General features: G+C 39.8%; 27 protein-coding genes. 20 read left to right on the top strand and 7 right to left on the bottom strand.

Features of this window, described 5'->3' with window-relative positions:
* The first annotated feature begins 22 nt into the window (after positions 1 to 22).
* From ACLKML_RS09310 to ACLKML_RS09300, 3 genes are read left to right on the top strand one after another with little or no spacing between them, the layout of a single operon-like run.
* Complete coding sequence (locus ACLKML_RS09310) at positions 23 to 439, top strand: DUF350 domain-containing protein (RefSeq protein ID WP_317717763.1); 417 nt, start codon at positions 23 to 25, stop codon at positions 437 to 439.
* Positions 440 to 455: 16 nt separating this feature from the next.
* Positions 456 to 1,076, top strand: a complete 621-nt coding sequence (locus ACLKML_RS09305) for a DUF1190 family protein (RefSeq protein ID WP_317717762.1) — start codon at positions 456 to 458, stop codon at positions 1,074 to 1,076.
* Between the two features lie 3 nt (positions 1,077 to 1,079).
* Entirely contained in the window at positions 1,080 to 2,246 is a 1,167-nt protein-coding gene (locus ACLKML_RS09300; RefSeq protein ID WP_413285106.1) for a glutathionylspermidine synthase family protein, read from the top strand.
* Positions 2,247 to 2,274: 28 nt separating this feature from the next.
* Here ACLKML_RS09300 and ACLKML_RS09295 read toward each other — a convergent pair whose 3' ends face one another.
* Both ACLKML_RS09295 and ACLKML_RS09290 read right to left on the bottom strand, forming a co-directional pair.
* Positions 2,275 to 3,021: a copper homeostasis protein CutC gene (locus ACLKML_RS09295; protein ID WP_413285105.1), complete on the bottom strand. Its 747-nt coding sequence runs from the start codon at positions 3,019 to 3,021 to the stop codon at positions 2,275 to 2,277.
* Positions 3,022 to 3,244: 223 nt separating this feature from the next.
* Positions 3,245 to 3,853, bottom strand: coding sequence for a peroxiredoxin C (locus tag ACLKML_RS09290; protein ID WP_317717758.1), 609 nt, complete (start codon positions 3,851 to 3,853; stop codon positions 3,245 to 3,247).
* A gap of 218 nt (positions 3,854 to 4,071) precedes the next feature.
* On the opposite strand from ACLKML_RS09290, the gene ACLKML_RS09285 reads away from it, so the two are divergent.
* Positions 4,072 to 4,977 carry a hydrogen peroxide-inducible genes activator gene (locus ACLKML_RS09285; RefSeq protein ID WP_317717757.1) on the top strand — a complete coding sequence of 302 codons (906 nt, stop codon included), beginning with the start codon at positions 4,072 to 4,074 and terminating at the stop codon, positions 4,975 to 4,977.
* Positions 4,978 to 5,143: 166 nt separating this feature from the next.
* On the opposite strand, the gene ACLKML_RS09280 is transcribed toward ACLKML_RS09285, so the two are convergent.
* Positions 5,144 to 5,707: a hypothetical protein gene (locus tag ACLKML_RS09280; RefSeq protein ID WP_413285104.1), complete on the bottom strand. Its 564-nt coding sequence runs from the start codon at positions 5,705 to 5,707 to the stop codon at positions 5,144 to 5,146.
* A gap of 183 nt (positions 5,708 to 5,890) precedes the next feature.
* Positions 5,891 to 7,489 carry an isocitrate lyase gene (locus ACLKML_RS09275; protein WP_413285103.1) on the bottom strand — a complete coding sequence of 533 codons (1,599 nt, stop codon included), beginning with the start codon at positions 7,487 to 7,489 and terminating at the stop codon, positions 5,891 to 5,893.
* Between the two features lie 135 nt (positions 7,490 to 7,624).
* Between ACLKML_RS09275 and ACLKML_RS09270 the strand changes: the two genes are divergently transcribed.
* Together ACLKML_RS09270 and ACLKML_RS09265 are read left to right on the top strand one after the other, a co-directional pair.
* Entirely contained in the window at positions 7,625 to 8,578 is a 954-nt protein-coding gene (locus ACLKML_RS09270; RefSeq protein ID WP_413285102.1) for a LysR family transcriptional regulator, read from the top strand.
* Between the two features lie 129 nt (positions 8,579 to 8,707).
* On the top strand, positions 8,708 to 10,936 hold the full coding sequence (locus tag ACLKML_RS09265; RefSeq protein ID WP_413285101.1) for a malate synthase G: 2,229 nt from the start codon (positions 8,708 to 8,710) through the stop codon (positions 10,934 to 10,936).
* Between the two features lie 87 nt (positions 10,937 to 11,023).
* On the opposite strand, the gene ACLKML_RS09260 is transcribed toward ACLKML_RS09265, so the two are convergent.
* Positions 11,024 to 11,506: a CBS domain-containing protein gene (locus ACLKML_RS09260; RefSeq protein WP_413285100.1), complete on the bottom strand. Its 483-nt coding sequence runs from the start codon at positions 11,504 to 11,506 to the stop codon at positions 11,024 to 11,026.
* Positions 11,507 to 11,794: 288 nt separating this feature from the next.
* Here ACLKML_RS09260 and queA point away from each other — a divergent pair, with 288 nt between their 5' ends.
* From queA to secF, 5 genes are all read left to right on the top strand, one after another.
* Complete coding sequence (gene queA, locus ACLKML_RS09255; protein ID WP_413285099.1) at positions 11,795 to 12,844, top strand: tRNA preQ1(34) S-adenosylmethionine ribosyltransferase-isomerase QueA; 1,050 nt, start codon at positions 11,795 to 11,797, stop codon at positions 12,842 to 12,844.
* A gap of 80 nt (positions 12,845 to 12,924) precedes the next feature.
* On the top strand, positions 12,925 to 14,049 hold the full coding sequence (gene tgt / locus ACLKML_RS09250) for a tRNA guanosine(34) transglycosylase Tgt (RefSeq protein WP_413285098.1): 1,125 nt from the start codon (positions 12,925 to 12,927) through the stop codon (positions 14,047 to 14,049).
* A 167-nt stretch (positions 14,050 to 14,216) separates the two neighbouring features.
* Positions 14,217 to 14,552 carry a preprotein translocase subunit YajC gene (yajC, locus tag ACLKML_RS09245; protein WP_317717749.1) on the top strand — a complete coding sequence of 112 codons (336 nt, stop codon included), beginning with the start codon at positions 14,217 to 14,219 and terminating at the stop codon, positions 14,550 to 14,552.
* Between the two features lie 21 nt (positions 14,553 to 14,573).
* Complete coding sequence (secD, locus tag ACLKML_RS09240) at positions 14,574 to 16,430, top strand: protein translocase subunit SecD (RefSeq protein WP_413285097.1); 1,857 nt, start codon at positions 14,574 to 14,576, stop codon at positions 16,428 to 16,430.
* A 9-nt stretch (positions 16,431 to 16,439) separates the two neighbouring features.
* Positions 16,440 to 17,387: a protein translocase subunit SecF gene (secF, locus tag ACLKML_RS09235; RefSeq protein WP_413285096.1), complete on the top strand. Its 948-nt coding sequence runs from the start codon at positions 16,440 to 16,442 to the stop codon at positions 17,385 to 17,387.
* A gap of 98 nt (positions 17,388 to 17,485) precedes the next feature.
* On the opposite strand, the gene ACLKML_RS09230 is transcribed toward secF, so the two are convergent.
* Positions 17,486 to 17,860 carry a hypothetical protein gene (locus ACLKML_RS09230; protein WP_413285095.1) on the bottom strand — a complete coding sequence of 125 codons (375 nt, stop codon included), beginning with the start codon at positions 17,858 to 17,860 and terminating at the stop codon, positions 17,486 to 17,488.
* A 459-nt stretch (positions 17,861 to 18,319) separates the two neighbouring features.
* Positions 18,320 to 19,123 carry an inositol-1-monophosphatase gene (gene suhB, locus ACLKML_RS09225; protein WP_413285094.1) on the bottom strand — a complete coding sequence of 268 codons (804 nt, stop codon included), beginning with the start codon at positions 19,121 to 19,123 and terminating at the stop codon, positions 18,320 to 18,322.
* Positions 19,124 to 19,316: 193 nt separating this feature from the next.
* On the opposite strand from suhB, the gene trmJ reads away from it, so the two are divergent.
* The 9 genes from trmJ (at position 19,317) to iscX (ending at position 25,799) form a co-directional block, all read left to right on the top strand.
* On the top strand, positions 19,317 to 20,045 hold the full coding sequence (gene trmJ / locus ACLKML_RS09220) for a tRNA (cytosine(32)/uridine(32)-2'-O)-methyltransferase TrmJ (RefSeq protein ID WP_413285093.1): 729 nt from the start codon (positions 19,317 to 19,319) through the stop codon (positions 20,043 to 20,045).
* A gap of 121 nt (positions 20,046 to 20,166) precedes the next feature.
* Complete coding sequence (gene iscR / locus ACLKML_RS09215; RefSeq protein ID WP_413285092.1) at positions 20,167 to 20,676, top strand: Fe-S cluster assembly transcriptional regulator IscR; 510 nt, start codon at positions 20,167 to 20,169, stop codon at positions 20,674 to 20,676.
* 25 nt (positions 20,677 to 20,701) lie between these two features.
* Entirely contained in the window at positions 20,702 to 21,916 is a 1,215-nt protein-coding gene (locus tag ACLKML_RS09210; RefSeq protein WP_413285091.1) for an IscS subfamily cysteine desulfurase, read from the top strand.
* A gap of 33 nt (positions 21,917 to 21,949) precedes the next feature.
* Positions 21,950 to 22,333 carry a Fe-S cluster assembly scaffold IscU gene (iscU, locus tag ACLKML_RS09205; RefSeq protein ID WP_413285090.1) on the top strand — a complete coding sequence of 128 codons (384 nt, stop codon included), beginning with the start codon at positions 21,950 to 21,952 and terminating at the stop codon, positions 22,331 to 22,333.
* Between the two features lie 109 nt (positions 22,334 to 22,442).
* Positions 22,443 to 22,766 (top strand): iron-sulfur cluster assembly protein IscA, encoded by a 324-nt coding sequence (gene iscA, locus ACLKML_RS09200; protein WP_317717740.1) that lies wholly within the window; start codon positions 22,443 to 22,445, stop codon positions 22,764 to 22,766.
* A 47-nt stretch (positions 22,767 to 22,813) separates the two neighbouring features.
* On the top strand, positions 22,814 to 23,317 hold the full coding sequence (gene hscB, locus ACLKML_RS09195; RefSeq protein WP_413285089.1) for a co-chaperone HscB: 504 nt from the start codon (positions 22,814 to 22,816) through the stop codon (positions 23,315 to 23,317).
* A 26-nt stretch (positions 23,318 to 23,343) separates the two neighbouring features.
* Entirely contained in the window at positions 23,344 to 25,194 is a 1,851-nt protein-coding gene (gene hscA, locus ACLKML_RS09190; RefSeq protein WP_413285088.1) for a Fe-S protein assembly chaperone HscA, read from the top strand.
* Positions 25,195 to 25,232: 38 nt separating this feature from the next.
* Positions 25,233 to 25,571 carry an ISC system 2Fe-2S type ferredoxin gene (gene fdx / locus ACLKML_RS09185; protein ID WP_413285087.1) on the top strand — a complete coding sequence of 113 codons (339 nt, stop codon included), beginning with the start codon at positions 25,233 to 25,235 and terminating at the stop codon, positions 25,569 to 25,571.
* A 33-nt stretch (positions 25,572 to 25,604) separates the two neighbouring features.
* Positions 25,605 to 25,799, top strand: coding sequence for a Fe-S cluster assembly protein IscX (gene iscX / locus ACLKML_RS09180; RefSeq protein WP_413285086.1), 195 nt, complete (start codon positions 25,605 to 25,607; stop codon positions 25,797 to 25,799).
* Positions 25,800 to 26,027 lie beyond the last annotated feature (228 nt).

Raw genomic sequence — 26,027 nt, 5'->3', positions numbered from 1 at the left:
TTAATTATATAAAGGAACTAGCATGCAAATACTTATAGATTCCATTGGAAATGTTGGCGCATTTTTACTGTATTTTATTGTTTCATTGGCTTTTTTACTGCTATTTAAAGTGGTTTACGTACGAGTGACGCCATACGATGAATGGGCACTGATTAAAGATGGTAATAATATATCCGCGGCTATAGCTCTGGCTGGATCGATATTGGGCTACAGTTTGGCTATTTCTGGCGCAGCAAGTAATTCGGTTAATATTGTCGATTTTGCTGTTTGGGGTGGTATTGCATTACTGGCGCAAATTGCCGCTTTCTTTATTGTACGGATTGCGTTTATGCCTAAGATATCGGAACGAATTGAACAAGGCGAAATTCCTGCTGGTATTGTTATGGCGGCCACATCAGTTGCAGTTGGTTTATTGAATGCAGCGTGTATGACTTACTGATTAGGAGATTGTGAGGATGAAAAAAACCAAACAAATATCTTTACAACGAATGCGTAAATCATGGCGTCCATTCGCACCAAAACCTCTTTCGGTTGCTGTTGTTTCGGCAGTGTTAGCAGGGTGTGGTGATTCAGAAGAAGCACATATTTACCAAGGTGTTGAGGATTGTGTTAGCGATAATCCAGATTTTGCCGAGCAATGTAAAGCTGCGTATGAGTATGCTCTTGAAGAGTCGGCTCGTACTGGTCCTAAATATGCTACGCAGAACGAATGTACTCAAGAGTTTGGTCAGAATGCTTGTGTTCAGGCACCAAGTTCTAATTGGTTTATGCCAGCAATGACAGGTTATATGTTTGCCCGAATGATGAGCAATAATCGACCATATTATTCTCAACCAATGTACTCATCACGTTATCCTGGAAGTATTTTTTATGACCGATGGGTTACTTCTGACGGATACGATTATGGTTCAAGTCGCTATAAAAATTCGAGCGTGAAGGTTGGACGAGATCAGATGAAGCCAAAACCAACCGTCACTAAAACCATGTCTCGAGGGGGGTTTGGTTCCACTGTATCGGCTAAATCAAGTTGGGGCAGCAGTAAGTCGTCCTCTTCATCGAAAGGTTGGGGTGGCTAAGTTATGCTTAGGGTAAATGCAAAAGAAAGAAAGCACTGGAAAGCGTTAGCAAAAGAATATGGTTTTGGTTTTCACTCAGTTAATGAAGACCCATATTGGGATGAAAGTGCCTATTATCAATTTACCCTTAAGCAGATAGAAAAGGATATTGAAGATCCAACAGAAGAGATCCATCAAATGTGTTTGCACGTGGTGGATAAAGTGGTCTCAGATGATTACTGGTTACGAAAATTTCAGATTCCAGAAGCCATGTGGGATAACGTATTAACTTCATGGAAACAAAAAGAGTCGTCGCTATATTCTCGGCTTGATTTTGCCTACGATGGTAAAGGTGCAGCAAAATTGTACGAGAATAATGCTGATACACCTACCTCTTTATACGAGACAGGTTTTTGGCAGTGGCTATGGTTAGAAGATATGGTCGATAACCAACAAATTCGCCGTGATGCTGATCAGTTTAATTTACTACAAGAGCTGTTGATAGAGCGTTTCCAAGAAATTGCGCTTCAACAGCCAGGCCAAACACTGCATTTTAGCTGCTGTAAAGATACAGAAGAAGATCGTGGCACAGTACAATATATTGAAGATTGTGCATTAGAAGCCGGATTATCAACTTCTTTTGTTTTTACTGAAGATATTGGCCTTAATAATAAACAAGAATTTGTTGATCTAAATGACAATGCTATTCGCTGGATGTTTAAACTTTATCCTTGGGAATTCATGTTTAGGGAGCAGTATGCGGCTAACTTGAAAGAAGCGAAAGTTAACTGGCTTGAACCGATGTGGAAGTCAATTTTGAGCAATAAAGCATTATTACCGCTACTGTGGAAAATGTTCCCTAATCATCCCAATTTAATCCCCGCATTTTTCCCTGATGATAAGCAGGCTAACACGCTGAGAGATTATGTTATTAAACCGCTTTTTGCGCGTGAAGGCGCCAATATTTCGATTGTAGAAAAAGGCAAAAAAACCTTACAAACTGATGGTCCTTATGGAGAAGAAGGCGTTATTTATCAAGCCTACCATCCCTTACCTAAATTTGGTGATAATTACACTTTAATAGGCAGTTGGCTAATCAACGACAAGCCGGCCGGAATGTCTATTCGAGAAGATGTTTCTAGAGTTACCCAAGATCTTTCGCGTTATATTCCTCATATAATTTTAGATTAGTTTTTAATGGTCTAAACAATTAGCATGCCTATTTCATCGCCTTTATAGCATCGATGATGGCTTGAATTTTTTTCGGATCAGTAATAGGGATTAAGTTGTCATTAATTTGGTCAGAACCCATTTTCACTTGGTTTGAAACGGTATGCATTCTAGATATTCGACTTGATTTACCTGATAAATGAAGGTTTTTAACTCCAGTCACTTTAATTATGTCAGCAACATTAGCTGCGGAAACTCCCGCTCCTGCCATAATTGCGAGCTGACCATTCGCCTGTTTAACCATAGACGCTATTACTTCTCTACCTTCATAAGCATTGGCAGCTAAACCTGAAGTAAGTATTCGCTTACAGCCGAGTCGAATAATATTCTCAATGGCCAACTGATAATCGGCACATTGATCTATAGCTCTATGAAAAGTTACGTCCAAACCAGTGGCGGCTTTCATTAATTGATCACAACTATCCATATCTATTTCTGCAAACTTATTCAATACGCCAAACACTACGCCTTGAAGTCCTGCTTGTTTCGCAACATAAATATCTTGCAACATTGCTTCAATGTCATCGCTATCGTACAAAAAATCACCTTGTCGAGGTCGAATCATAGCGTAGATAGGGACAGTAGAAAGTTGCGCTGCTTTTTGCATAAACCCAAAACTTGGTGTTAAACCACCTAGTGCCAAAGCTGAGCATAATTCAATGCGAGTTGCTCCGCCAGTGATAGCATTATGCATTGATTCTAAATTATCGATACATACTTCAATTTGATAAGACATAAAGGTATTCAGTTAACAGTCATGTTATTCAGTATAGAGCTTTGTGCACATGGATTGGATCTATTTTATTTGCCAGTAGTGGTCAGAGATAAATAAAAAGCCCAAGCAATTTGCTTGGGCTTTGATCTTGGGCTGATTTATTACTTTATAACTGATTGGCGTGCGTTTTACGCTTTTATATTTTTCCAACCATCACCTGTGTTGAGTACAGGCGTATAAGTCATTACTTGTTTAAATCACTTTCGTGCTCAGACAAGAATGCAGCAACACCTGTTGGAGTTGCATCCATACCTGCTTTACCTTCTTCCCATTGTGCTGGACAAACTTCACCATGTTCTAGGTGGAAGTTTAGAGCATCAACCATACGTAGCATTTCATCGATGTTACGACCTAAAGGAAGATCGTTAACTACTTGGTGACGAACAACGCCTTCGTCATCGATTAAGAACGATGCACGGAAAGCAACGCCTGCTTCTGGATGCTCGATACCGTATGCTTGACAGATTTCGTGTTTAACGTCTGCTGCTAGTGGGTATTTAACTTTACCAATACCACCATCTGCGATAGCAGTGTTACGCCATGCATTGTGAGAGAATTGAGAATCGATAGAAACACCAATTACTTCAACACCCTTGTCTTGGAAATCTTGGAAACGCTTGTCAAAAGCGATTAGCTCAGATGGGCAAACAAAAGTGAAATCTAGTGGGTAAAAGAATACAACAGCTTTTTTACCTTTAGTGAATTCTGCGAAGTTGAAGTTATCAACGATTTCGCCGTTACCTAAAACAGCTGAAGAAGTAAAATCTGGGGCTTGACGACCAACTAGTACCATTTTCTTGCTCCTAATTAAATATGTTCTTCAAACCTTGTGGTTTGAATTTTGTGTTCAACACAGACACTATAGTACAAAAACATACATCTAAAAAAGCGAATTAAATAGATTGATTTAATCGAAAAAAGCGATAAGGTTATCTGTGCCTAAATAAGAGCGTTAACCGTATTGCGGTGAGATTGAACAATGAGTATAACGAATGAGTGTTGGTAAAAAATATGAATAAATGGCCGAGTCTAAAACAGCTGCATTATCTTGTTATGTTGCATGAAACGCGACATTTTAGTGATGCTGCACAAAAATGTTTTGTCAGCCAATCAACTTTAAGCAAAGGCGTTCAAAACCTAGAAGAGATGATAGGTTGTCCGCTCTATGAAAAAAAAGATAAGAAGAGTCCGCTAGTCTTCACTCAAGCGGGTGAATTAGTTGTTGCTCAAGGTCGGGAATTATTAGCTAAAGGACAAGATCTTATCGAGTTAGGCAAACTTTGCCAAAGCGGCACAATGCAAGGGCAACTGCGAGTCGGTTGTATTCCAACTATTGCTCCCTTTTTATTATGCGATTTGGTTCAAGAGGTGAATCAACGTTTTCCAAAATTGAATTTACTACTCAGAGAAGATACCACCTCAAATTTATTAGAAGCATTAAAACATGGTCAGATGGATGTATTGATTTTAGCTTTACCTGTTGATATCGGTAATATGCACAGCAAAGTAGTGGGGCAAGATCCTTTTAGAATGGTGATTAGCCGCAATCAAGCGGATGAAATTAAAGTACCGATTCGATATGACGAATTGCCCAATGAGTCGGTATTTCTATTAGAGAATGAACATTGCTTAACCGAACATGCTGTTTCGGCATGCAAGTTAACCGATAAAGAAAAAATCAATCCATTTACAGCGACCAGTTTGCATACATTAGTGCAAATGGTTGCCAACGGTTTAGGTACAACATTTATCCCGCAAATGGCTATCGAGCACGGTTTATTAGAAAATCAAAATTTAATTGTGATTGATCCTCCTGGTCAACAAGCTTATAGAGAAATAGGTTTAGTTTGGAGACCAAGCTCATCACGACATGAAACTTTCGAACAGCTGGCGGAAGTGGTTTCAGAATTATTTTAAATGTTGTTTTATGCGTTAGTTTTTCTAGATGATAGATTAAAAAGGCATTGGAAGTTGGGCTAGCCTTCCAATGCAAAATAGTGTCACGTTACTTGCTGTTGTTATTTATTTGTTCATCTATTTATTTACTTAAACTGAGTAATTAATGCTGCAGAATGCGTCGGCTTTATTCAGTCGCTGAATTCACACACGTAGCGTGAATGTCTTGATCGAGATAGGCCATGCCAAGTTTATTCAAGAAAGCCATACGATCCGCTTTGATTAAATCTATGTCAGGACAAGCGTAGCCACATCGTTCATAAATAGAGCCTAAATGTGCCATAAATTGTTCGCCGGTTTTTATTAATAATAGGCTTGTTGCCCCAACGTCAGGTTTAATTTGATTACGTTGGTTTTCTGGTAGATTGACTGCCAACACAATTGGTTCTTCATTGGTTCCTAATCGTGAACTACGGCTGCGTGCAGCTTGCTCGGCCCAATAATAAGCCAGTTCTTTACTTTGTGTTAAGAAAACCGGCTCTACGACAGGCGTAAAATTATTGCCAATAGTACTCATAGTATTTTTAGCCGCTTGATTTAAGGCTTTATCCCCTGAGCGTTTTAGTCCTTGTTTCTTAATTGATGGTAGCAGAGTAGAAGAAGTACCGTGATACCAAATATCTCTTATTTCAAAGCCGTCTGGTGTTAATAGTGTTTGCGCATCTTGAAGGCAAGAAGGAATGTTAATCATACTAATAATCCTTATATTGCTAGGCGATCTCGTTATCCACGTTAGCTCTTTTTATCTTTTGAGCGAGGACAACGAGACGGCTAGTTGTATAATTAATTAACTGTTTTTTATAATTAATTGATATTGATTATTTTTTAATTGTTAATTACTTCAATTCAGTTTTCGTTAGCCAGTAAAGCACAATTAGTTAAACTGATTTGACGTATTGAGTGCGCCACCTGCTTTTAGTGCATTTTCGCCAGCGAAATACTCTTTATGGTCATCTCCTATGTCAGAACCTGACATATTTTGGTGTTTAACGCAGGCAATACCTTGACGAATTTCTTGCCGTTGTACACCTTTTACATAACCGAGCATCGCTTGGTCACCAAAATACGTTTTGGCTAAATTATCCGTCGACAGAGCAGCAGTGTGATAGGTTGGTAAAGTAATCAAGTGATGGAAGATACCTGCTTCACGCGAGGCATCGGCTTGAAATGAACGAATTTTATCATCAGCTCGGTTGGATAACTCGGTCTCATCATAATCAACACTCATCAAATTATCACGATCATAGGCAGAAACATCCTCACCGGCTTCAAGCATAGAGTCATACGCTTGCTGACGGAAGTTGAGTGTCCAATTAAACGAAGGCGAATTGTTGTAAACCAACTTGGCATTAGGATGAACAGCACGAACACCATCCATCATTTGTTTAATTTGGCCTATATGTGGCTTTTCTGTTTCAATCCATAGTAAGTCAGCGCCTGCATTAATTGCCTCAATACAATCAAATACACAGCGTTCTTCACCAGTACCTGGGCGGAATTGATACAAACCAGAAGGTAGTCTTTTCGGACGTACCAATTTGCCATCACGATTAAAGCAGACATCGCCTTGTGCCATCTCCGCAACATTTATCTCTTCTACATCGAGATAAGAATTATAAACGTCACCTTGATCTCCGGGTTGTTTTACGACCGCGATCTCTTTGGTTAAACCTGCGCCTTGTGAATCGGTTCTAGCAACAATAATTCCATTATCAATTCCTAACTCTAAGAAAGCGTAACGAAGCGCACGTAACTTGGCGTGAAAATCAGCATGTGGGACGGTTACTTTTCCATCTTGATGACCACACTGTTTCTCGTCTGCAACTTGATTTTCTATTTGTAAACAACATGCTCCAGCTTCAATCATCTGTTTCGCCATTAAATATGTAGCTTCGGCATTACCAAAGCCAGCATCAATATCGGCGATGATAGGGACAACGTGCGTAACGTGATTGTCTATTTGTTGCTGAATATCAGCTTGAGCTGCTTGATCTCCGGTTTCTCTTGCATCATCTAAAGCGCGGAAAAGTCCACCAAGTTCACGAGCATCAGCTTGACGTAAGAAAGTGTAGAGTTCTTCAACTAAATTCGCGACGGTAGTTTTTTCGTGCATTGATTGGTCGGGCAGTGGACCAAAATCAGAGCGCAGTGCTGCAACCATCCAACCAGAAAGATATAAATAGCGCTTGTCTGTTTTGCCAGAAAAATGCTTCTTAATTGAAATCATTTTTTGTTGGCCAATAAAGCCATGCCAACAACCTAGCGATTGCGTATAGTTTGCGTGATCTTTGTCATAATCATCCATATCAGCACGCATGATATTAGCCGTGTATTGTGCAATATCTAAACCGGTTCTAAACCTATTTTGCGCACGCATACGAGCGGCCGATTCTGAGCTAATTGCATCCCACGGGGCACCAGCTGCATTTTTTGCGGCTTCAAGTGTGTCGATGTCTCTATTAATTTGTGACATAGGTATTCCTCGTTCCATGAAGTTGAGATGTAGACCAAATATCTGGCCGGTTGCTAGCGGTTAGGCATGGACAAAGTTTAACCAGTCGTGTGATGATTTAGCTAATTTATAGCCATTATATTCGGTATTTTCTATATGAATATCTCCAGAATTGATCTTAACTTATTGGTATATTTAGATGTTCTACTTAGAGAGCGGAATGTTACTCGTTCTGCAAGTCAGCTTGGCATCACACAACCTGCAATGAGTAATGGACTTAAACGACTTCGTGATCTATTTGGCGACCCATTATTGATTAGAACAAGTGAAGGGATGGTGCCGACAGAACGAGCAAAGACGTTGCAGCCGATTATCAGAAATGTACTGGCAAAGGTAGAAAAAGCGGTTCAACCGACCAGCGATTTTTGTGCTGAAGACAGTGATAGGCTATTTCGTATTATGGCGAGTGACTATACTGAGTCCACGTTGATCCGAGCGTTGTTAAAACGATTAAGTACTATTGCACCTAACGTTCGCCTCGATATTATGACGCCAAGTGATGTGAGCTACCAAGACGTGGAGCAAGGTACAGTGGATATCGTGATTAATCGTTTTGATCATATTCCACAATCATTTCATCAAACCAACATATGGCACGATACTTTTTCCTGTTTATTTAGTCGAGATAACCCTGTAGCACGACAGTTTGATCTCGATGCTTATTTAAAAGCGCAACATGTTTGGATAAGTAAGACCGGCATGGGTACTGGAGTGGGTGTTAATCCTAGTGATTCACAAAAATTAGGTTGGGTGGACGCGGAGTTAATTCGATTGGGCAAAACCCGTGACATTACGGTATTTACTCGCCACTATTTGGCCGCGGTTTTATTGGCTGAAGAAACAAACTTAATTGTTACTATTCCGACTAAAGCCGCTTTATTACAGATGAATAATCCTAAATTAATGATTAAAGCGGTACCATTTCCTGTCGCACCTTTTGAACTCAAAATGGCTTGGAGTCCGTTGTTGCAATGTAATCCTGGTCATCAATGGATGCGAAGATTGATAAAAGACGTGGCGAATGAACTTGAAAGTGGCTATGTGGTTTAATCAATCAAATACTCAAAATCAATATTCACAAAAAAAATACTGAGTATAACAAGTATAAATTATCTAAATTTTACTTAGCTCTCTAGTATGGAAGACAGACTATAATCGGTAAAAACTAGAGAGAATATTATGAGCAATCGCATCCAACAGGGCGGCTTACAGATTGATAGCACCCTCTACGCATTAGTTAACCAACAAATCATTCCTGGTACCGGTATTAATGCGGTCGATTTTTGGTCTTCGTTTGAAATCATAGTGGATGATCTTACTCCCAAAAACAAAGCATTATTAAAAAAACGAGAGGATTTACAGCGCCAAATAGACCAATGGCATAAGGACAGAACTGGACAAGAATTTGATCTAACGGAATACAAAACGTTTTTATTTGATATTGGTTATCTAGTCAATCAAGGCGAGGATTTTCAAATTTCTACGCAAAATGTAGAACCAGAAATTGCCATTCAAGCGGGTCCTCAATTAGTTGTACCTATTATGAATGCGCGTTTTGCTTTGAATGCAGCTAATGCGCGTTGGGGGAGCTTATATGATGCACTTTATGGAACTGATGTTATTGGCGACGATGTTAATGCCAACGATGCTATTTCCGATGATGCTATTGCAGACCAAAGCAACAACTCTACGCCTAATCATACACAACCGAGTAAGCAGTTTAATCCAGTGCGTGGGGCGAAAGTTGTCCAGTACGTGCGGGGTTTTTTAGATAATATTCTTCCTCTAGAAAGCGGTTCACATCGCCAAGCGACACAATATTCCATCAACGATACGCTCAAGGTAACGTTAGCTAATGGAGAGCAAGTTTGTCTGATAGATAAAACTCAACTGATTGGTTATCAAGGGGAGAGATCTGCTCCTCGCTCAATCCTTTTTAAACATAATAATTTACATGTTGAGATTCAAATTGATCCAAGCACGCCGATAGGTCAATTGGATACGGCAGGGGTAAAGGATGTCGTTATTGAATCGGCTTTAACCACGATCATGGATTGTGAAGATTCGGTTGCAGCGGTTGATGGAAAAGATAAAGCGTTGGCTTATCAGAATTGGCTTGGTTTAATGAAGGGAACCTTACAAGAGTCATTTGCTAAAAACGGCCAAACCATTACGCGAATAATGCAGCAAGATCGATATTATACAGGGTTAAATGGTAGCGAACTGTCGTTAAAAGGTCGTAGTATGCTATTTATTCGCAACGTTGGGCATTTAATGACAACACCGGCAATTTTAGATAGCAATGGGAATGAAATCCCAGAAGGGATCATGGATGGAATGATCACCTCATTGATCGCTATACATGATCTACAAAGTAACGGTTGTTTACGTAATTCCACGGCTAGCAGTATTAATATAGTAAAGCCAAAAATGCACGGTCCAGAAGAAGTGGCATTTACTAACGAGCTATTTACTCGCATTGAGGCAGCATTAGATTTAGCCCCAAATACTATAAAAGTCGGCATTATGGACGAAGAACGGCGTACTTCTGTCAATTTAAAGGAGTGCATAAGAGCTGCTAAAGATCGGGTTGTGTTTATTAATACTGGCTTTTTAGATAGAACTGGCGATGAAATTCATACCAGTATGGAAGCAGGACCATTTGCACCTAAAGCGCAACTGAAAAGTATGAAGTGGATTTCTGCGTATGAAGATCAAAATGTGGATGTTGGATTGGCATGTGGTCTAAAAGGTAAAGCACAGATAGGTAAAGGTATGTGGCCCGAGCCGGATAATATGGCCAAAATGATGGAGGCAAAAATTGCTCATCCTCAAGCAGGTGCTAATACGGCCTGGGTACCTTCACCTACAGCGGCTACGCTACATGCATTGCATTATCATCAAGTCAATGTGCCCAATAGACAAGAACAGTTACGTGGGCGTTTATCAGGTAATATCGACGACATTCTTACCATTCCATTATTGGGTGAACAAACTCTTACCGCTGAAGAAATACAAAAAGAGTTAGACAATAATGCCCAAGGAATTTTGGGCTATGTAGTTCGCTGGATAGATCAAGGCGTAGGCTGTTCAAAAGTACCAGACATTAATGATACTGGCTTAATGGAAGATCGTGCCACACTGCGTATCTCCAGCCAGCATATCGCCAATTGGCTACACCATAATATATGCAGCCGAGAACAAGTGATGGATACCATGAAACGAATGGCTAAAAAAGTAGACCAACAAAATATCGACGATAAAAATTATAGTAACATGTCGCCTAATTTTACAACTAATATTGCTTTTCAAGCTGCCTGTAAGTTGGTTTTTGAAGGAACCACTCTTCCAAGTGGTTATACTGAGCCTGTATTGCACGCTATGCGTTTGAAGTTAAAAGCAAAATAAAGGCTCAGCTGATTTAGAGATAATTTTCTGCTGTTGTACGTAACGGCCATTACCTAACGGGCAAACGTGCGTAACTAGAAAGTTATTTCAAATTTCATCTTGGTAATTTGCATTTTCTAATTGATTGAATTCATCGTCATCATCCGGTTCAACTTCTTCCTCTAGTTCAAGTAGGTGGATTGCAATCGTGACAAAATCACTGTCGGTAATAATGCCGACTAATTTTTGTTTTTGGACGACCGGTAAACACCCCACTTTGTGTTTTTGCATATACAACGCACTTTCCTTTAATCCCGCATGTGGATCTACACTCATTACATTTTTACGCATAGCGATTTCTAGCGAGGTAGTTAATGTATGTGATTGCTGTTCTGGGATCTTTTGCAGACTCGATTCTTGTGCGGCTAAAACATCTCTTTCCGTTACGATACCCAACAATCTATTTTCTGTGTCAACCACAGGGACGTGCCGAATATCATGTTCTTGCATCAGGTGTTTGGCATCGGTTAAGGAGTGTGAACGCAATAGTTTATGAGGATTGCGAGTCATCATTTCTTCAATTTTGATCATCTCGACCTCCAGTCGGTGTTATAGGTAATTGTTAGGTATCCAGAGTTCAGGTTACTTACATTAACTATAGAAGTCTTAGACAGATTTAACTGAGAGCCAAAGCAGTTTTTAGAGTTTGTTACAAACTTTTACAAAGCAATATTCACGCAAATTCTGGCAAAAGATAAGGTTACTCAATATATGGTGTTTTTTGCATGTTAAATTATCAGCAAGCCTTGCTATTGTTAGTGTGCAGCCTATACTAGCGTCCGGTAAATTTAATCGTTAAATAGAGTTTAAAATAATACTATGCAAGTTTCTGATTTCAGCTTTGAGCTGCCCAACGAATTGATTGCTCGTTACCCTATGGTAGAGCGTACTTCTAGCCGACTTCTACAACTTGATGGAACGTCTGGCAAAGTGGTAGATCGGACATTTACCGATGTATTGGAGCTGGTTGAAGAAGGGGATTTGTTGGTCTTTAACAATACTCGAGTTATTCCGGCACGAATGTTTGGTCGCAAAGCTTCTGGGGGAAAAATAGAAGTCTTGGTTGAACGAATGATTGATGAACACTCGGTTTTGGCTCATGTTCGTTCATCTAAAGCCCCTAAACCTGGTACACAATTGCTTTTGGGTGAAAATGACCAGTTTGAAGCTGAAATGGTTGCTCGCCATGATGCGTTATTTGAAATTCGTTTTAAATCTGATAAAGCGGTTTTAGAGATACTTAATGAGGTGGGGCATATGCCATTACCACCTTATATTGACCGTCCAGATGAAGATGCCGACAAAGAACGTTATCAAACGGTTTATAATCAAGTGCCTGGAGCGGTTGCAGCTCCTACGGCTGGACTTCACTTTGACAATGATCTTCTGGCTAAAATTGAAGCTAAAGGAGTCTCTTTCGCTTATGTAACCTTGCATGTTGGTGCCGGAACATTCCAACCAGTTAGAGTCGATAATATTTTAGAGCATCATATGCATGCAGAGTATGTTGAGGTTTCTCAACAGGTTGTTGATGCGATTAAGCAAACGAAAGCTCGAGGCGGTAGAGTGATTGCAGTTGGCACAACTTCGGTACGTTCTTTAGAAAGTGCGGCTCAGAGTGCAATAAAAAATGGTACAGAATTAGTTCCATTTTTTGATGATACCGAAATCTTTATTTATCCAGGTTATCAATACCAACTTATAGATTGTCTGATTACTAACTTTCATTTGCCTGAATCAACATTAATTATGTTAGTGAGTGCATTTGCAGGGTACGACAATGTAATGGCAGCATACGAGCATGCTGTAAAAGAAAAGTATCGCTTCTTTAGTTACGGCGATGCGATGTTTATTAATAAACAAGATTAATATTTTTAGTTTTAGCGATAACTTCATCGTTAAAATATGACATACAAGTCAGACTGTTTCTCTGGCGTATTGGAGGTTTCGTGAAATACGAACTAATTAAAAAGCAGGGTAATGCCCGTCGTGGTCAACTTCAATTTGAACGTGGTTCGGTTGAAACACCCGCATTTATGCCCGTTGGTACTTATGGTACCGTTAAGGGCATGACCCCAGAAGAAGTGAAAGGCACTGGCGCTGAAATTCTACTGGGTAACACTTTCCATCTTTGGTTGCGTCCGGGACAGGAAGTAATGAAAATGCATGGTGACTTGCATGACTTTATGAATTGGAAAGGGCCTATTCTTACTGACTCAGGTGGTTTTCAAGTGTTTAGTCTTGGTGATATTCGTAAAATCACAGAGCAAGGTGTGCACTTTCGTAACCCTGTAAATGGCGACAAAATTTTCATGGATGCAGAGAAATCTATGGAAATTCAGAAAGATTTGGGTTCTGATGTTGTTATGATTTTCGACGAATGTACTCCATATCCTGCGACCCATGATGAAGCAAAAAAATCAATGGAAATGTCGTTACGTTGGGCTCAGCGTAGTCGCGATCACTTTGATAAATTACAGAATCCGAATGCATTATTTGGTATTGTGCAAGGTGGCGTATTTGAAGACTTGCGGGATGTTTCTGTAAAAGGACTTACTGATATTGGTTTTGACGGTTATGCTGTTGGCGGCTTAGCCGTTGGTGAACCTAAAGAAGATATGCATCGAGTCCTAGAGCATACTTGTCCACAACTTCCAGAAGATAAGCCTCGTTACTTGATGGGCGTTGGCAAACCTGAAGATTTAGTTGAGGGTGTTCGTCGCGGTATCGACATGTTTGACTGTGTCATGCCAACTCGAAATGCTCGTAATGGTCACTTGTTTGTAACCGGTGGTGTGGTCAAGATCCGTAATGCGAAACATAAAATCGATACCGGACCACTTGATCCTGAATGTGATTGTTACACTTGTCAGAATTACTCCAAGTCATACTTGCATCATCTTGATCGTTGTAACGAAATTTTAGGTGCAAGGCTGAATACTATCCACAATTTGCGTTATTATCAGCGTTTGATGGCGAGTATACGTAAGGCGATTGATGAAGATCGTTTTGAACAGTTTGTACAAGATTTTTATGGACGTCGTGACAGAGACGTACCGCCTTTAAGTAAATAAAAGGCTAATTAGAATGCTCGATTTTAGATAGTTATCACTAACTTTATGCTAAGACAGCAAAAAATCGAGCTTCAAAAAGCCAATATTTTGTAGCAGACCTTGAAATAAGGAAACTGCTCCCCAATTTCTTATAGCAATTAAAACTTTAAAATAGAGGACGTTATTGAATGAGTTTATTCATTTCTCAAGCTCACGCAGCAGCTGAAGGTGCGGCACCAGGTGGTGGTTTCGAGATGATCATCATGCTTGGTATGTTTGCAGCAATTTTTTACTTTATGATTTATCGCCCGCAAGCTAAGCGTGCAAAAGAGCATAAAAACCTAATGGCCTCAATGGGCAAAGGTGATGAAGTGCTAACCAATGGTGGTATTGTTGGTAAGATCAGCAAAATTGCTGAAGACAACGATTATCTTGTGATTGCCCTTAATGACAACAATGAAGTAACAATCAAGAAAGATTATGTTACTGCAGTGCTGCCAAAGGGTACGCTCAAGTCTCTATAATTCAGCTAAAAGGTCCTTGCTGTGCTGAACCGTTATCCTTTATGGAAGTATCTGATGGTAGTGTTCGCGCTTCTTATCAGTGCGCTGTATGCCCTTCCAAATATTTACGGTGAAGATCCGGCTATTCAAATTACAGGGGCGCGTGGCGCCTCTGTTAATATGTCAACGCTAGATACTGTCACCAAAGCGCTCGATGAAAAGAGCCTTCCTATTAAATCCATTGCATTAGAAGATGGATCCATTCTTGTTCGTTTTAACGATACCGATACTCAGATAAGTTCGCGTGATATTGTAAGTGAAGCTTTAGGTAGCGATATTGTTGTTGCATTAAACTTAGCTCCCGCAACTCCTAGTTGGCTTGATTCTGTTGGTGCTGCACCAATGAAACTTGGTCTAGATCTTCGTGGTGGTGTTCACTTTTTAATGGAAGTGGATATGGATGCGGCGATGGTTAAGCTTATCGAACAACAAGAAGAATCTTTCCGTAGTGAACTACGCGAAGAGAAAATTCGTTATCGTTCCATTCGTAAACAAGGCACTGAATCAGTAGAAGTGGTATTGCGCAATGCTGAGCAATTAGCTCAAGCGAAGCAATTACTTACTTCAAATCATGTTGATATGAGTTTTGCTGACTCACAAGCCAACGGTAAATTCACTCTTACTGCTACATTTTTAGAAACACGTTTAACAGAAGTTCGTAATTATGCTGTCGAGCAAAATATTACAATTTTACGAAATCGTGTTAATGAACTTGGTGTTGCGGAACCATTGGTTCAACGTCAAGGCGCTAGCCGTATCGTAGTTGAGTTACCTGGTGTTCAAGATACCGCTCGTGCCAAGGAAATTCTTGGTGCTACGGCAACTCTAGAATTTCGTGAAGTAGACAGTACTGCAGATCTGGCCGCGGCTGCGAGTGGTCGAGCTCCTGCTGGAAGTGAAATCAAAACCGATCGTGATGGGCGTCCCGTTGTTCTGAAAAAACGTGTCATTCTTGGTGGTGAAAGCATTACTGATGCTAGTTCTAGTAACGATGAGTATGGCCGTCCTCAAGTGAATATTTCACTAGACAGTGAAGGTGGTAGCAAAATGTCTACATTCTCGAAAAAGAATGTGGGCAAATTGATGGCAACCATATTTACAGAATATAAAGACAGTGGCCGAAAAAATGCTGAAGGCAAAGTTATTTTGTCTAAGCATGAAGAAGTGATTAACCAAGCAACCATTCAAACAGCGCTTGGTCGTAACTTCCGCATTACTGGTATTGATTCCGTTTCTGAAGCGCATAATTTAGCCTTGTTACTACGTGCAGGGGCGTTAATTGCGCCTATTTCGATAGTAGAAGAAAGGACAATTGGGCCGTCAATGGGCCAACAAAATATCGACATGGGTATCCAAGCTTGTATTTGGGGTATGGTTGCCGTGATGTTATTTACTTTGGTTTATTACCGTAAGTTTGGCTTAATCGCCAATATGGCGCTAATGGCTAACCTTGTTCTTATTATCGGCGTGATGTCGATGATCCCAGGAGCAACGATGACCTTACCGGGTATCGCAGGTATTGTATTAACTGTTGGTATGGCGGTGGATGCAAACGTACTGATATTTGAGCGTATACGTGAAGAGTTACGAGATGGCCGGAGCCCTCAGCAAGCAATTCATCAAGGTTACGCTAATGCCTTTAGTACCATTGCTGATGCAAACATTACGACCTTAATTACTGCAATTATTTTGTTTGCGGTAGGTACAGGAGCCATTAAAGGTTTTGCCGTTACGTTATCTATCGGTATTTTGACCTCTATGTTTACCGCTATTATAGGAACGCGCGCTGTCGTGAACTTAATGTATGGCGGAAAACGCATTGATAAATTGTCGATCTAAGGAAAAGTTATGTTTCAGATAATGAAATCAGACAGAACGATCGACTTTATGCGTTGGTCAAAAGTAGCGATTGTTCTTTCTCTATTAATGATTGCTACAGCTATTGGATCTCTTTCTACCAAATGGTTGAACTGGGGTCTCGATTTCACCGGCGGTACATTAATTGAAGTCGGGTTTGTTGAACCAGCTAATCTCGAGCAAATCCGTACCGCCCTGAATGAGGAAGGATTTGGTGATGCTACCGTGCAGAATTTTGGTTCTGCTCGTGAAGTGATGGTTCGTCTTCGCCCTCGTGAGAATGCATCTGGTGAGCAGTTGGGTAACCAGATTATTTCGGCGATAAAACAAGGCACGGGCGAGCAAGTAGAGATGCGCCGGATTGAATTTGTTGGTCCAAACGTTGGAGATGAGTTAACCGAAGCGGGTGGTCTAGCAATTATTGTTTCGTTAATTTGTATCTTGATTTACGTCTCAATGCGATTCGAGTGGCGTCTCGCCGCTGGTGCTGTACTGGCATTGACTCATGATGTCATTATAACGTTAGGGATATTCTCTTTACTCGAGGTTGAAGTTGACTTAACCATTGTCGCGGCGTTATTGACCGTAGTAGGTTACTCACTCAATGATACCATTGTCGTTTTTGACCGAATTCGTGAAAACTTCCGTAAAATGCGTAACGGTCAACCAACTCAAGTTATGAATGATTCAATAACACAAACATTGAGTAGAACGTTGATTACCTCAGCAACCACTCTATTTGTTGTTATTGCTCTGTTTACTCAGGGTGGAGCATTAATCCATGGTTTCGCACTCGCACTTCTTCTTGGTATTACTGTTGGTACATACTCTTCAATCTATGTCGCATCGGCACTAGCATTAAGATTAGGTATTCAACGAGAGCACTTAATGCCAACGCAAGTTGATAAAGAAGGTGAAGAATTTGATGAGATGCCATAGCGGAAACGTTAAGTAGCTTATTAATTTGAATAATAAAAATGCCGCTAACATTATGTTAGCGGCATTTTTTATGTAAGTTAGTCATTTAATTTTTGTTGTTAATAATATTCAAGTTCAACAATATAGTTATTAGTTTTATCACTGGCCTTCTTTGAATATACATTTCTTATGTCGATTTTTATATTATGTTGATGTGCTAGTTTATTCATATTATCTAATATCACATCACTAGCCGAATGATTTTCCACTAGTTTACTAATATCAGAAAGAGGAATGCTTAAACCGGTTTTAATTTTATTGTTCAAACCTTGACAGCCAGTTACCTCAAGCCTGGTGTTTTCTATTGAATTCGTTACAGTACAAGTCGGTTCTGTAATTTGACCATAAAACGTAATTGATCCACCGTTAGCATGACTTAATGATGAGGTAAGTGAGAGTATTAACGTTAAAGCTAAACGTATTTGATTATCCATTGTTGTCTTTTACTATCCATCGTTATTTATAATTTATTCCTATTAAGTTTATTTAGACCTGATATATATTCATCAATGCCTAAGTAGAAACTTAACATCTGCTTAACAAGATAATAATGGTAGACTGATTTAATTAATTTATTAGCATTTTATTTCAAAAAATGAGATCAGGATGCCAATAAAAGATATTTATTTATAATAAAACATCAGGTTATGGATGATTATTTTACCGTACGATAAGCCTATAATATGGATTATAGAGCTTATGTTATACCGACTCATTTTGGTCAAAAATTTAATCTGATTAGTTTTATTGCGGCTATAAATAGATAAATTATATGAATGAATAGATAAGACAAAAAAGCCCTGCTCATAAGAGCAGGGCTAAGTAATATTTACGATAAACTTAGTGCACTGTTTTAGTCATTAATCCAAAAACTAAATAACTAAAATCAATGATTATTTTAGAATGGCACTATTACCGTTTTCACGGATGTGTTTAAGGATATGCTTTGTGCCTCGAGCACTTGATGCCACAATATTACCTGAATTCATGTAATTTGTGCCACCAGAAAAGTCAGTCAGTATCGCACCTGCTTCACGAGCAATTAGCTCACCTGCAGCCATATCCCATGGTTTCAGGCCAAGTTCAAAGAAACCATCAACACGACCAGCGGCAACATAACATAAATCTAATGCAGCGGAACCAGTACGACGGAAATCAGAACATTCAGTAAACAATGCCGTCATGATTTTAAAATACGCTTCAGAATGTTGTTTCTGCTTAGATGGGAAACCAGTACTAAGGACAGTACCTTCAAGATCTTTGAGTTGTTTTACACGGATGCGTGCGTTATTGAGCTGTGCACCTGAACCACGTTGAGCGGTGAAAAGTTCGTTTAACATTGGGTCGTAAACACAAGCAACTTCTGTTCTACCGTTCATACGAACAGCGATAGAAACAGAAAACTGAGGAAAGCCTTTCACAAAGTTAGTAGTGCCATCTATTGGGTCAATGATCCATTGTACTGCTTTATCTTTACCTTCAGTCTCACCAGACTCTTCAGCCACAATGCAGTGATCAGGGTAAGCGGCTTTAATGATATCAATTATGATAAATTCAGCTTCTTTATCTACGTTTGTAACGTAGTCATTGCTACCTTTTAATGTAGCTTCAATTTTTTCAGAGTTTTCTAATGATTTGGCAATATGATTACCGGCTTTTCGCGCAGCGCGAATAGCAATATTTAGCATAGGATGCATAAAATTTATACCCAACAGATGTTAAAGAACAGAAAGCGGCGCGAGTATAACAGAGCTATAAAAAAAAGGAAGTGGTTATTTTTTGTGCTACAACAAAACAAGAGTATATAAACAGAGCATGGCTTTGTTATATTCCCCGATAACCCTAGCTGTGCTAACATCCTACCGTTTTTAGAATAGAGCACCTTTGAGCATGTTAGATAACGTAAAAGTAGTTTTGGTCGGGACATCTCATCCCGGAAACATTGGTTCGGCTGCACGAGCAATGAAAGTGATGGGTTTGAATCAAATGGTTTTGGTTGATCCACAATGCGAGATAGATGCACAAACTCGTGCCCTAGCGGCTGGAGCTGCCGATATTACCGAAAATGCGATCATTGTTGATAGCTTACAAGAAGCCATTGCAGACTGTGGCTTAGTGGTGGGTTCCAGCGCCCGTTCGCGTACACTAGAATGGCCGATGTTAGAACCTAGAGAGTGCGGTGAAAAATTTGCTATTGAAGGTCAACAGTACCCAGTAGCACTCATCTTTGGTCGAGAAAGAACCGGTTTAACTAATGATGAATTACAAATGTGTCATTATCATGTCTGTATTCCTGCCAATCCTGAATATAGCTCATTAAATTTGGCAATGGCTGTGCAAACGCTCTCTTATGAAGTACGAATGGCACATCTTAATCGTACAGAAAACGCCAATTCATCAACTCAAGAAGCGTATCCTCGTCACAAAGAGCTCGAGATGTTTTATACACACCTTGAAAAAGTGATCACTGGCACCCAGTTTATAGCTGAAGATAAACCCAATATGATTATGAATAAGTTGAGACGCTTGTTTAGTCGTGCTCGACCAGAGACGCAAGAAATCAATATATTAAGAGGTATTTTAACCTCTGTAGAAAAGCACTTGCCTCCTAAAGAGTGATGTTAATTTAACCACATTTAAATAAAGGTTAAATACTTGACTGTTTTAGTCAAATAAATACTTGACCAATTTAGTCGGGTATGAAAAACTCTTGCTATGTTTTACATATAAAGAGTGCGATATGAGACTTACATCTAAAGGACGATATGCAGTAACTGCGATGCTAGATGTTGCATTACATTCCCAAGACGGGCCTGTACCGCTAGCTGATATATCCGAGAGACAAGGTATATCTCTCTCCTATTTAGAGCAGCTGTTTTCAAAACTACGCAAAGCGAGTTTGGTTGCTAGTGTACGTGGTCCTGGCGGTGGTTATCGTTTGGGTAAAGAAGCGTTTGATATCTCAATAGGAACTATAATTTCCGCAGTTGATGAGTCTGTAGATGCAACAAAATGTGCAGGAAAAGCGAGTTGCCAAGGTGGTACTCGCTGCTTAACTCATACTCTTTGGCGTGATTTAAGCGATAGAATTAGTGACTTTTTAGATAACATCACTCTCGGTCAGCTTATGAATGATAATGAAGTACTCGAAATTGCCGATCGCCAGGAAATTGGCTTGGTGGTTAAGAATGGGTATTCACAAAAAACAAAAAATACTGCTGAGCCCGTTAGTGCAAATGCTCGCTTATAGCGCAATTTTTTCACTGGAGTAAAAAATGAAACTGCCTATTTATTTCGACTATTCAGCTACTTGTCCCGTCGACCCTAGAGTTGCTGAGAAAATGATTCAGTGTATGACGATGGATGGTAACTTTGGTAATCCAGCTTCACGCTCGCACCGTTATGGTTGGCAAGCAGAAGAAGCGGTTGATACTGCTCGAGATCAAATTGCTGATCTTATTAATGCGGATCCAAGAGAAATAGTCTTCACATCAGGCGCAACTGAATCTGATAACCTTGCAATTAAAGGTGCTGCACATTTCTACGGTAAAAAAGGTAAGCACATCATTACCTGTAAGACCGAACATAAAGCGGTACTGGATCCGTGTCGTCAGCTAGAACGTGAAGGGTATGATGTAACGTATTTAGAACCCGAAGCTAATGGTCTTATCGATCTTAATAAATTCCAAGATGCCTTACGTGAAGATACGGTTTTAGTTTCAATTATGCATGTAAACAATGAAATTGGTGTTATCCAAGACATCAATTCAATTGGTGAAATGTGTAGAGAAAGAAAAATCATATTCCACGTTGATGCAGCGCAATCAGCTGGTAAATTGCCAATTGATGTAAAAGAAATGAAAGTGGATCTTATCTCTTTCTCTGCTCATAAAATTTATGGGCCGAAAGGTATTGGCGCTTTGTATGTTCGACGTAAGCCTAGAATTCGTCTAGAAGCACAAATGCACGGCGGAGGTCACGAGCGTGGTTTTCGTTCAGGTACTCTTCCTACACACCAAATTGTTGGTATGGGTGAAGCATTCCGTATTGCTAAGCTAGAAATGCAACAAGATTTCGACCATGCACTGGCAATGAGAGAGCGATTACTCAAAGCACTTGACGGTATGGATGCGTTGACGATCAACGGCGATCTAGAACAACGTGTACCAAATAATTTAAACATCAGTTTTGCCTTTGTTGAAGGTGAATCACTGTTAATGGCGTTGAAAGATCTTGCAGTATCATCAGGTTCTGCTTGTACGTCAGCAAGTCTTGAGCCATCTTATGTTTTACGTGCTCTTGGTCTTGACGATGAACTAGCACACAGTTCTGTGCGTTTCTCTTTTGGTCGTTTTACTACCGAAGAAGAAATTGATTACGCGGCTGAACAAATTCGCGTAGCAGTAAGTAAATTACGAGACATGTCTCCTCTATGGGATATGTATAAAGAAGGGGTGGATTTGAGCTCAGTTGAGTGGGCCCATCACTAATCTCCATTAAATAGAGGATTCGAGGTAAAAATTATGGCTTATAGCGAAAAAGTAATCGATCATTATGAAAACCCACGTAACGTAGGTTCTTTCGATAAAGAAGATCCTAATGTTGGTAGTGGTATGGTAGGCGCACCAGCGTGTGGCGATGTGATGAAACTGCAAATTAAAGTAACGCCGGAAGGCATTATTGAAGATGCGAAATTCAAAACATACGGTTGTGGTTCTGCGATAGCGTCTAGCTCATTAGTTACTGAATGGGTTAAAGGAAAGAGCATTGACGAAGCTGCAGCAATTAAAAACTCAGAAATTGCTGAAGAATTAGAACTTCCTCCTGTAAAAGTGCACTGCTCTATTCTTGCTGAAGATGCTATTAAAGCAGCAGTTTCTGATTACAAGAAAAAGCACGAAGCATAAGTAACAGTAATGAGAACTCTCTATTTTATGTGATAGTAGAGCGTTTCTATTAGAAATAAGGGAGGCGTCGTCCTCCCTGAATTAAGAATAAACATTTTAAGGTTTAAGTATGGCCATCTCCATGACAGAAGCGGCATCAAGTCGAGTAAAAGCATTTCTAGATAACCGAGGTAAAGGTATCGGGTTACGTCTCGGAGTGAAAACAACTGGCTGTTCAGGTATGGCGTATGTATTGGAATTTGTTGACCAGTTAAATGAAGAAGATAGCGTATTTGAGATGAATGATGTAAAAATTATCATTGATCCTAAAAGCCTCGTTTATTTAGATGGTACAGAGTTAGATTTCGTCAAAGAAGGCCTCAATGAAGGTTTTCAATTTAACAACCCGAATGTGAAAGATGAGTGTGGTTGTGGTGAAAGTTTTACCGTGTAATTATTATTGCTAGGACTCACCTTCCTAGGTAAATGGAACCTATTTCAATGAATCATTTTGAACTATTCGGGCTACCTATCCAATATGATCTGGATGGTAGCCTTCTTTCTTCTCAATTTAGAGATCTTCAGCGTCAGTCTCATCCAGATAAATTTGCTAATGGCTCCGAAAGAGATAAACTTTTGGCGGTACAAAAAGCCGCGCAAATTAACGATGCCTATCAAATACTCAAACAACCAATTGCTCGAGCTGAATATATATTATTGCTAAATGGCATCGATATAAAAGATGAGCAAACAACATTGCAAGATCTTGATTTCTTAATGGAGCAAATGCAACTCCGTGAAGAACTGGAAGAAATAACGTCAGAAGACGCTCTATTTGACTTCGATAGCAAGGTCAGCAAAATGTACAAAAAAAACTTACTCGATGTTAAAAAAGAATTGGATGAATCCCTATGGGAACAAGCTACCGATCGAGTTCGTAAACTTAAATTTATAGCCAAACTTAAGAATGAAATTGAGCGTGTCGAAGACAAGTTACTCGGTTAACGGTTCGCTCAAATAAGGAAAGCTCCATGTTATTGCAAATTGCGGAACCAGGACAAAGCCCAGCGCCACATGAAAGCAAGCTTGCCGTCGGTATTGATTTAGGCACCACTAATTCACTTGTTGCTTCAGTTCGAAGTGGCGATGCTGCTCCATTACCAGATGAAAATGGCAATAATATTTTGCCATCAGTGGTTTATTATCATGGCCAAGGACATCAAGTTGGCAGCGAAGCGAGAAAGAATGCGCAAACTGATCCTACCAATACGATTATTTCGATTAAACGTCTTATTGGTCGTTCATTAGATGATATACAACAACGCTACCCATCATTACCATATAACTTCCAAGCAAGTGACAATGGTTTGCCACAGATTAAAACCGAGGCTGGTGTTAAAAATCCAATTCAAGTATCTGCTGATATTTTACAAGCCTTAAAAGCCAGAGCAGAACAAAGCTTAGGTGGCGAATTGGAAGGCGTTGTGATTACGGTCCCTGCTTATTTTGACGATGCTCAACGCGCAGGAACAAAAGATGCAGCTCAACTAGCTGGGATGAATGTATTAAGGTTATTAAATGAACCTACTGCGGCCGCCATCGCTTACGGATTAGATTCTGGTCAGGAAGGGATTATTGCGGTTTATGATCTCGGTGGCGGTACCTTTGATATCTCTATTTTACGTTTATCTAAAGGTGTTTTTGAAGTGCTGGCCACCGGTGGCGATTCTGCCTTAGGCGGTGATGATTTTGACCATTTAGTCGCTGACTACTTGCAACAATCACTCGGATTAGAATCACCATTATCAGCTGAACAGAATCGAACCTTACTTGATGCGGCGACAGAAGCAAAAATTGCCTTATCCGAGATTGAATCTGTCGAATTGACCGTTTTCAATCAACAATGCCGGTTAACTCGAGAAAAATTTAACTCTCTAATACAACCGCTCGTTAAAAAAACTTTACTCTCTTGTCGCCGAGCACTCAAAGATGCTCAAGTAGATCAAGATGAAGTGCTACAAGTAGTTATGGTTGGAGGGTCTACTCGTACTTTATTCGTCCGAGAAATGGTAGGTGAGTTTTTTGCTCGACCACCACTCACCAGCATTAATCCAGATGAAGTTGTGGCCATTGGTGCAGCGATTCAAGCCGATATTTTAGTTGGCAATAAACCTGATTCAGAAATGTTGTTATTGGACGTAATTCCTCTTTCGTTAGGTATAGAAACGATGGGGGGATTAGTTGAAAAAATTATTTCACGTAATACCACAATTCCGGTAGCAAAAGCTCAAGAGTTTACCACTTTTAAAGATGGCCAAACGGGCATGATTGTTCATGTCACGCAAGGTGAACGCGAATTGATTGATGACTGCCGTTCTTTAGCTAAGTTTTCTCTGAAAGGTATTCCGCCCATGGCCGCTGGTGCTGCTCACATTCGAGTTACTTATCAAGTCGACGCTGATGGTCTGTTATCCGTTACTGCAATGGAAAAGAGCACCGGAGTACAAGCAGAAATACAGGTTAAGCCATCATACGGGTTAAGTGATGATGAAATTGCTAACATGCTGCGAGATTCTATGACGCATGCTCGTGATGATATGCAAGCGAGATCATTAGCAGAGCAAAAGGTTGAAGCCGACCGAGTTATAGAAGGCTTAGTTGCGGCTATGCAAGCCGATGGTGACGAGCTGTTAACCGATGAAGAAAGTAAAGAATTAATCAAAGCTATTGAAGCGCTTATTGAGCTTCGAAATGGTGATAATGCAGATGCAATTGAGCAAGGCATTAAGGATACAGACAAAGCAAGTCAAGATTTTGCATCTCGTCGAATGGATATCTCAATTCGTCGAGCATTAGCTGGCCAATCTGTTGAAAATCTCTAACCCTAGACGGTTGTATTGTTTTAAAAGTAGGAAAATTTATGCCTAAGATAGTTGTATTACCCCATAAAGACCTTTGCCCAGATGGCGCGGTACTTGAAGCAAATCCTGGTGATAGTGTTCTAGATGTCGCGCTGAAAAATGGTATTGCTATTGAACATGCTTGTGAGAAATCTTGCGCTTGTACAACATGCCATATTGTTGTTCGTGAAGGTTTTGATTCACTTGAAGAGAGTGATGAACTGGAAGATGATATGCTCGATAAAGCTTGGGGGCTAGAGCCTGAATCACGCTTAGGTTGTCAAGCTAAAATGGCAGATGAAGATTTAGTGGTTGAGATACCGAAATATACCCTAAATCATGCTTCAGAAGATCATTAAACTCTTTAATATTGCAACCAAAAGGACATCGTTATGAAATGGACAGACTCTCGTGATATTGCCATAGAGCTTTGCGATTTATACCCTGATGTAGACCCTAAAACGGTACGTTTTACAGACTTACATCAATGGATAACGAATTTAGAAGAGTTTGATGATGAACCACAGCGTTCAAATGAAAAAATCTTAGAAGCGGTTATTCTATGTTGGATGGATGAGATGGATTAAGCGTTTCATTTATAATTATCTGATTATTTGTGCTAAGTTTACTGCCATAAGCATTTATAATTGATAGTCATCACATATGAAATTTTCATTAATAGAAGGGCTCAGCCCTTCTATTTCGTTTTTAATAGTGTCAAATTCGCTTTGAATTGTTGCCGTTAAACGATTAGTAGTTGTTTAAAAATAATGACAGATTTAGATAAAGTGCAAGCAATCAAAGTAATGCAGTAA

It is taken from the genome of Vibrio sp. MA40-2 (assembly GCF_047302445.1).
Lineage (GTDB): Bacteria > Pseudomonadota > Gammaproteobacteria > Enterobacterales > Vibrionaceae > Vibrio.
The sequence above is the reverse complement of the archived record's forward strand: the minus strand, read 5'-3'. Positions and strand labels throughout refer to the sequence as shown.

Bases quoted from the DNA above. Each gene is read 5' to 3' on its own strand.
- ACLKML_RS09310 (WP_317717763.1), top strand. From the start codon at position 23: ATGCAAATACTTATAGATTCCATTGGAAATGTTGGCGCATTTTTACTG.
- ACLKML_RS09305 (WP_317717762.1), top strand. From the start codon at position 456: ATGAAAAAAACCAAACAAATATCTTTACAACGAATGCGTAAATCATGG.
- ACLKML_RS09300 (WP_413285106.1), top strand. From the start codon at position 1,080: ATGCTTAGGGTAAATGCAAAAGAAAGAAAGCACTGGAAAGCGTTAGCA.
- ACLKML_RS09295 (WP_413285105.1), bottom strand. From the start codon at position 3,021: ATGTCTTATCAAATTGAAGTATGTATCGATAATTTAGAATCAATGCAT.
- ACLKML_RS09290 (WP_317717758.1), bottom strand. From the start codon at position 3,853: ATGGTACTAGTTGGTCGTCAAGCCCCAGATTTTACTTCTTCAGCTGTT.
- ACLKML_RS09285 (WP_317717757.1), top strand. From the start codon at position 4,072: ATGAATAAATGGCCGAGTCTAAAACAGCTGCATTATCTTGTTATGTTG.
- ACLKML_RS09280 (WP_413285104.1), bottom strand. From the start codon at position 5,707: ATGATTAACATTCCTTCTTGCCTTCAAGATGCGCAAACACTATTAACA.
- ACLKML_RS09275 (WP_413285103.1), bottom strand. From the start codon at position 7,489: ATGTCACAAATTAATAGAGACATCGACACACTTGAAGCCGCAAAAAAT.
- ACLKML_RS09270 (WP_413285102.1), top strand. From the start codon at position 7,625: ATGAATATCTCCAGAATTGATCTTAACTTATTGGTATATTTAGATGTT.
- ACLKML_RS09265 (WP_413285101.1), top strand. From the start codon at position 8,708: ATGAGCAATCGCATCCAACAGGGCGGCTTACAGATTGATAGCACCCTC.
- ACLKML_RS09260 (WP_413285100.1), bottom strand. From the start codon at position 11,506: ATGATCAAAATTGAAGAAATGATGACTCGCAATCCTCATAAACTATTG.
- queA (WP_413285099.1), top strand. From the start codon at position 11,795: ATGCAAGTTTCTGATTTCAGCTTTGAGCTGCCCAACGAATTGATTGCT.
- yajC (WP_317717749.1), top strand. From the start codon at position 14,217: ATGAGTTTATTCATTTCTCAAGCTCACGCAGCAGCTGAAGGTGCGGCA.
- secF (WP_413285096.1), top strand. From the start codon at position 16,440: ATGTTTCAGATAATGAAATCAGACAGAACGATCGACTTTATGCGTTGG.
- ACLKML_RS09230 (WP_413285095.1), bottom strand. From the start codon at position 17,860: ATGGATAATCAAATACGTTTAGCTTTAACGTTAATACTCTCACTTACC.
- suhB (WP_413285094.1), bottom strand. From the start codon at position 19,123: ATGCATCCTATGCTAAATATTGCTATTCGCGCTGCGCGAAAAGCCGGT.
- trmJ (WP_413285093.1), top strand. From the start codon at position 19,317: ATGTTAGATAACGTAAAAGTAGTTTTGGTCGGGACATCTCATCCCGGA.
- iscR (WP_413285092.1), top strand. From the start codon at position 20,167: ATGAGACTTACATCTAAAGGACGATATGCAGTAACTGCGATGCTAGAT.
- ACLKML_RS09210 (WP_413285091.1), top strand. From the start codon at position 20,702: ATGAAACTGCCTATTTATTTCGACTATTCAGCTACTTGTCCCGTCGAC.
- iscU (WP_413285090.1), top strand. From the start codon at position 21,950: ATGGCTTATAGCGAAAAAGTAATCGATCATTATGAAAACCCACGTAAC.
- iscA (WP_317717740.1), top strand. From the start codon at position 22,443: ATGGCCATCTCCATGACAGAAGCGGCATCAAGTCGAGTAAAAGCATTT.
- hscB (WP_413285089.1), top strand. From the start codon at position 22,814: ATGAATCATTTTGAACTATTCGGGCTACCTATCCAATATGATCTGGAT.
- hscA (WP_413285088.1), top strand. From the start codon at position 23,344: ATGTTATTGCAAATTGCGGAACCAGGACAAAGCCCAGCGCCACATGAA.
- fdx (WP_413285087.1), top strand. From the start codon at position 25,233: ATGCCTAAGATAGTTGTATTACCCCATAAAGACCTTTGCCCAGATGGC.
- iscX (WP_413285086.1), top strand. From the start codon at position 25,605: ATGAAATGGACAGACTCTCGTGATATTGCCATAGAGCTTTGCGATTTA.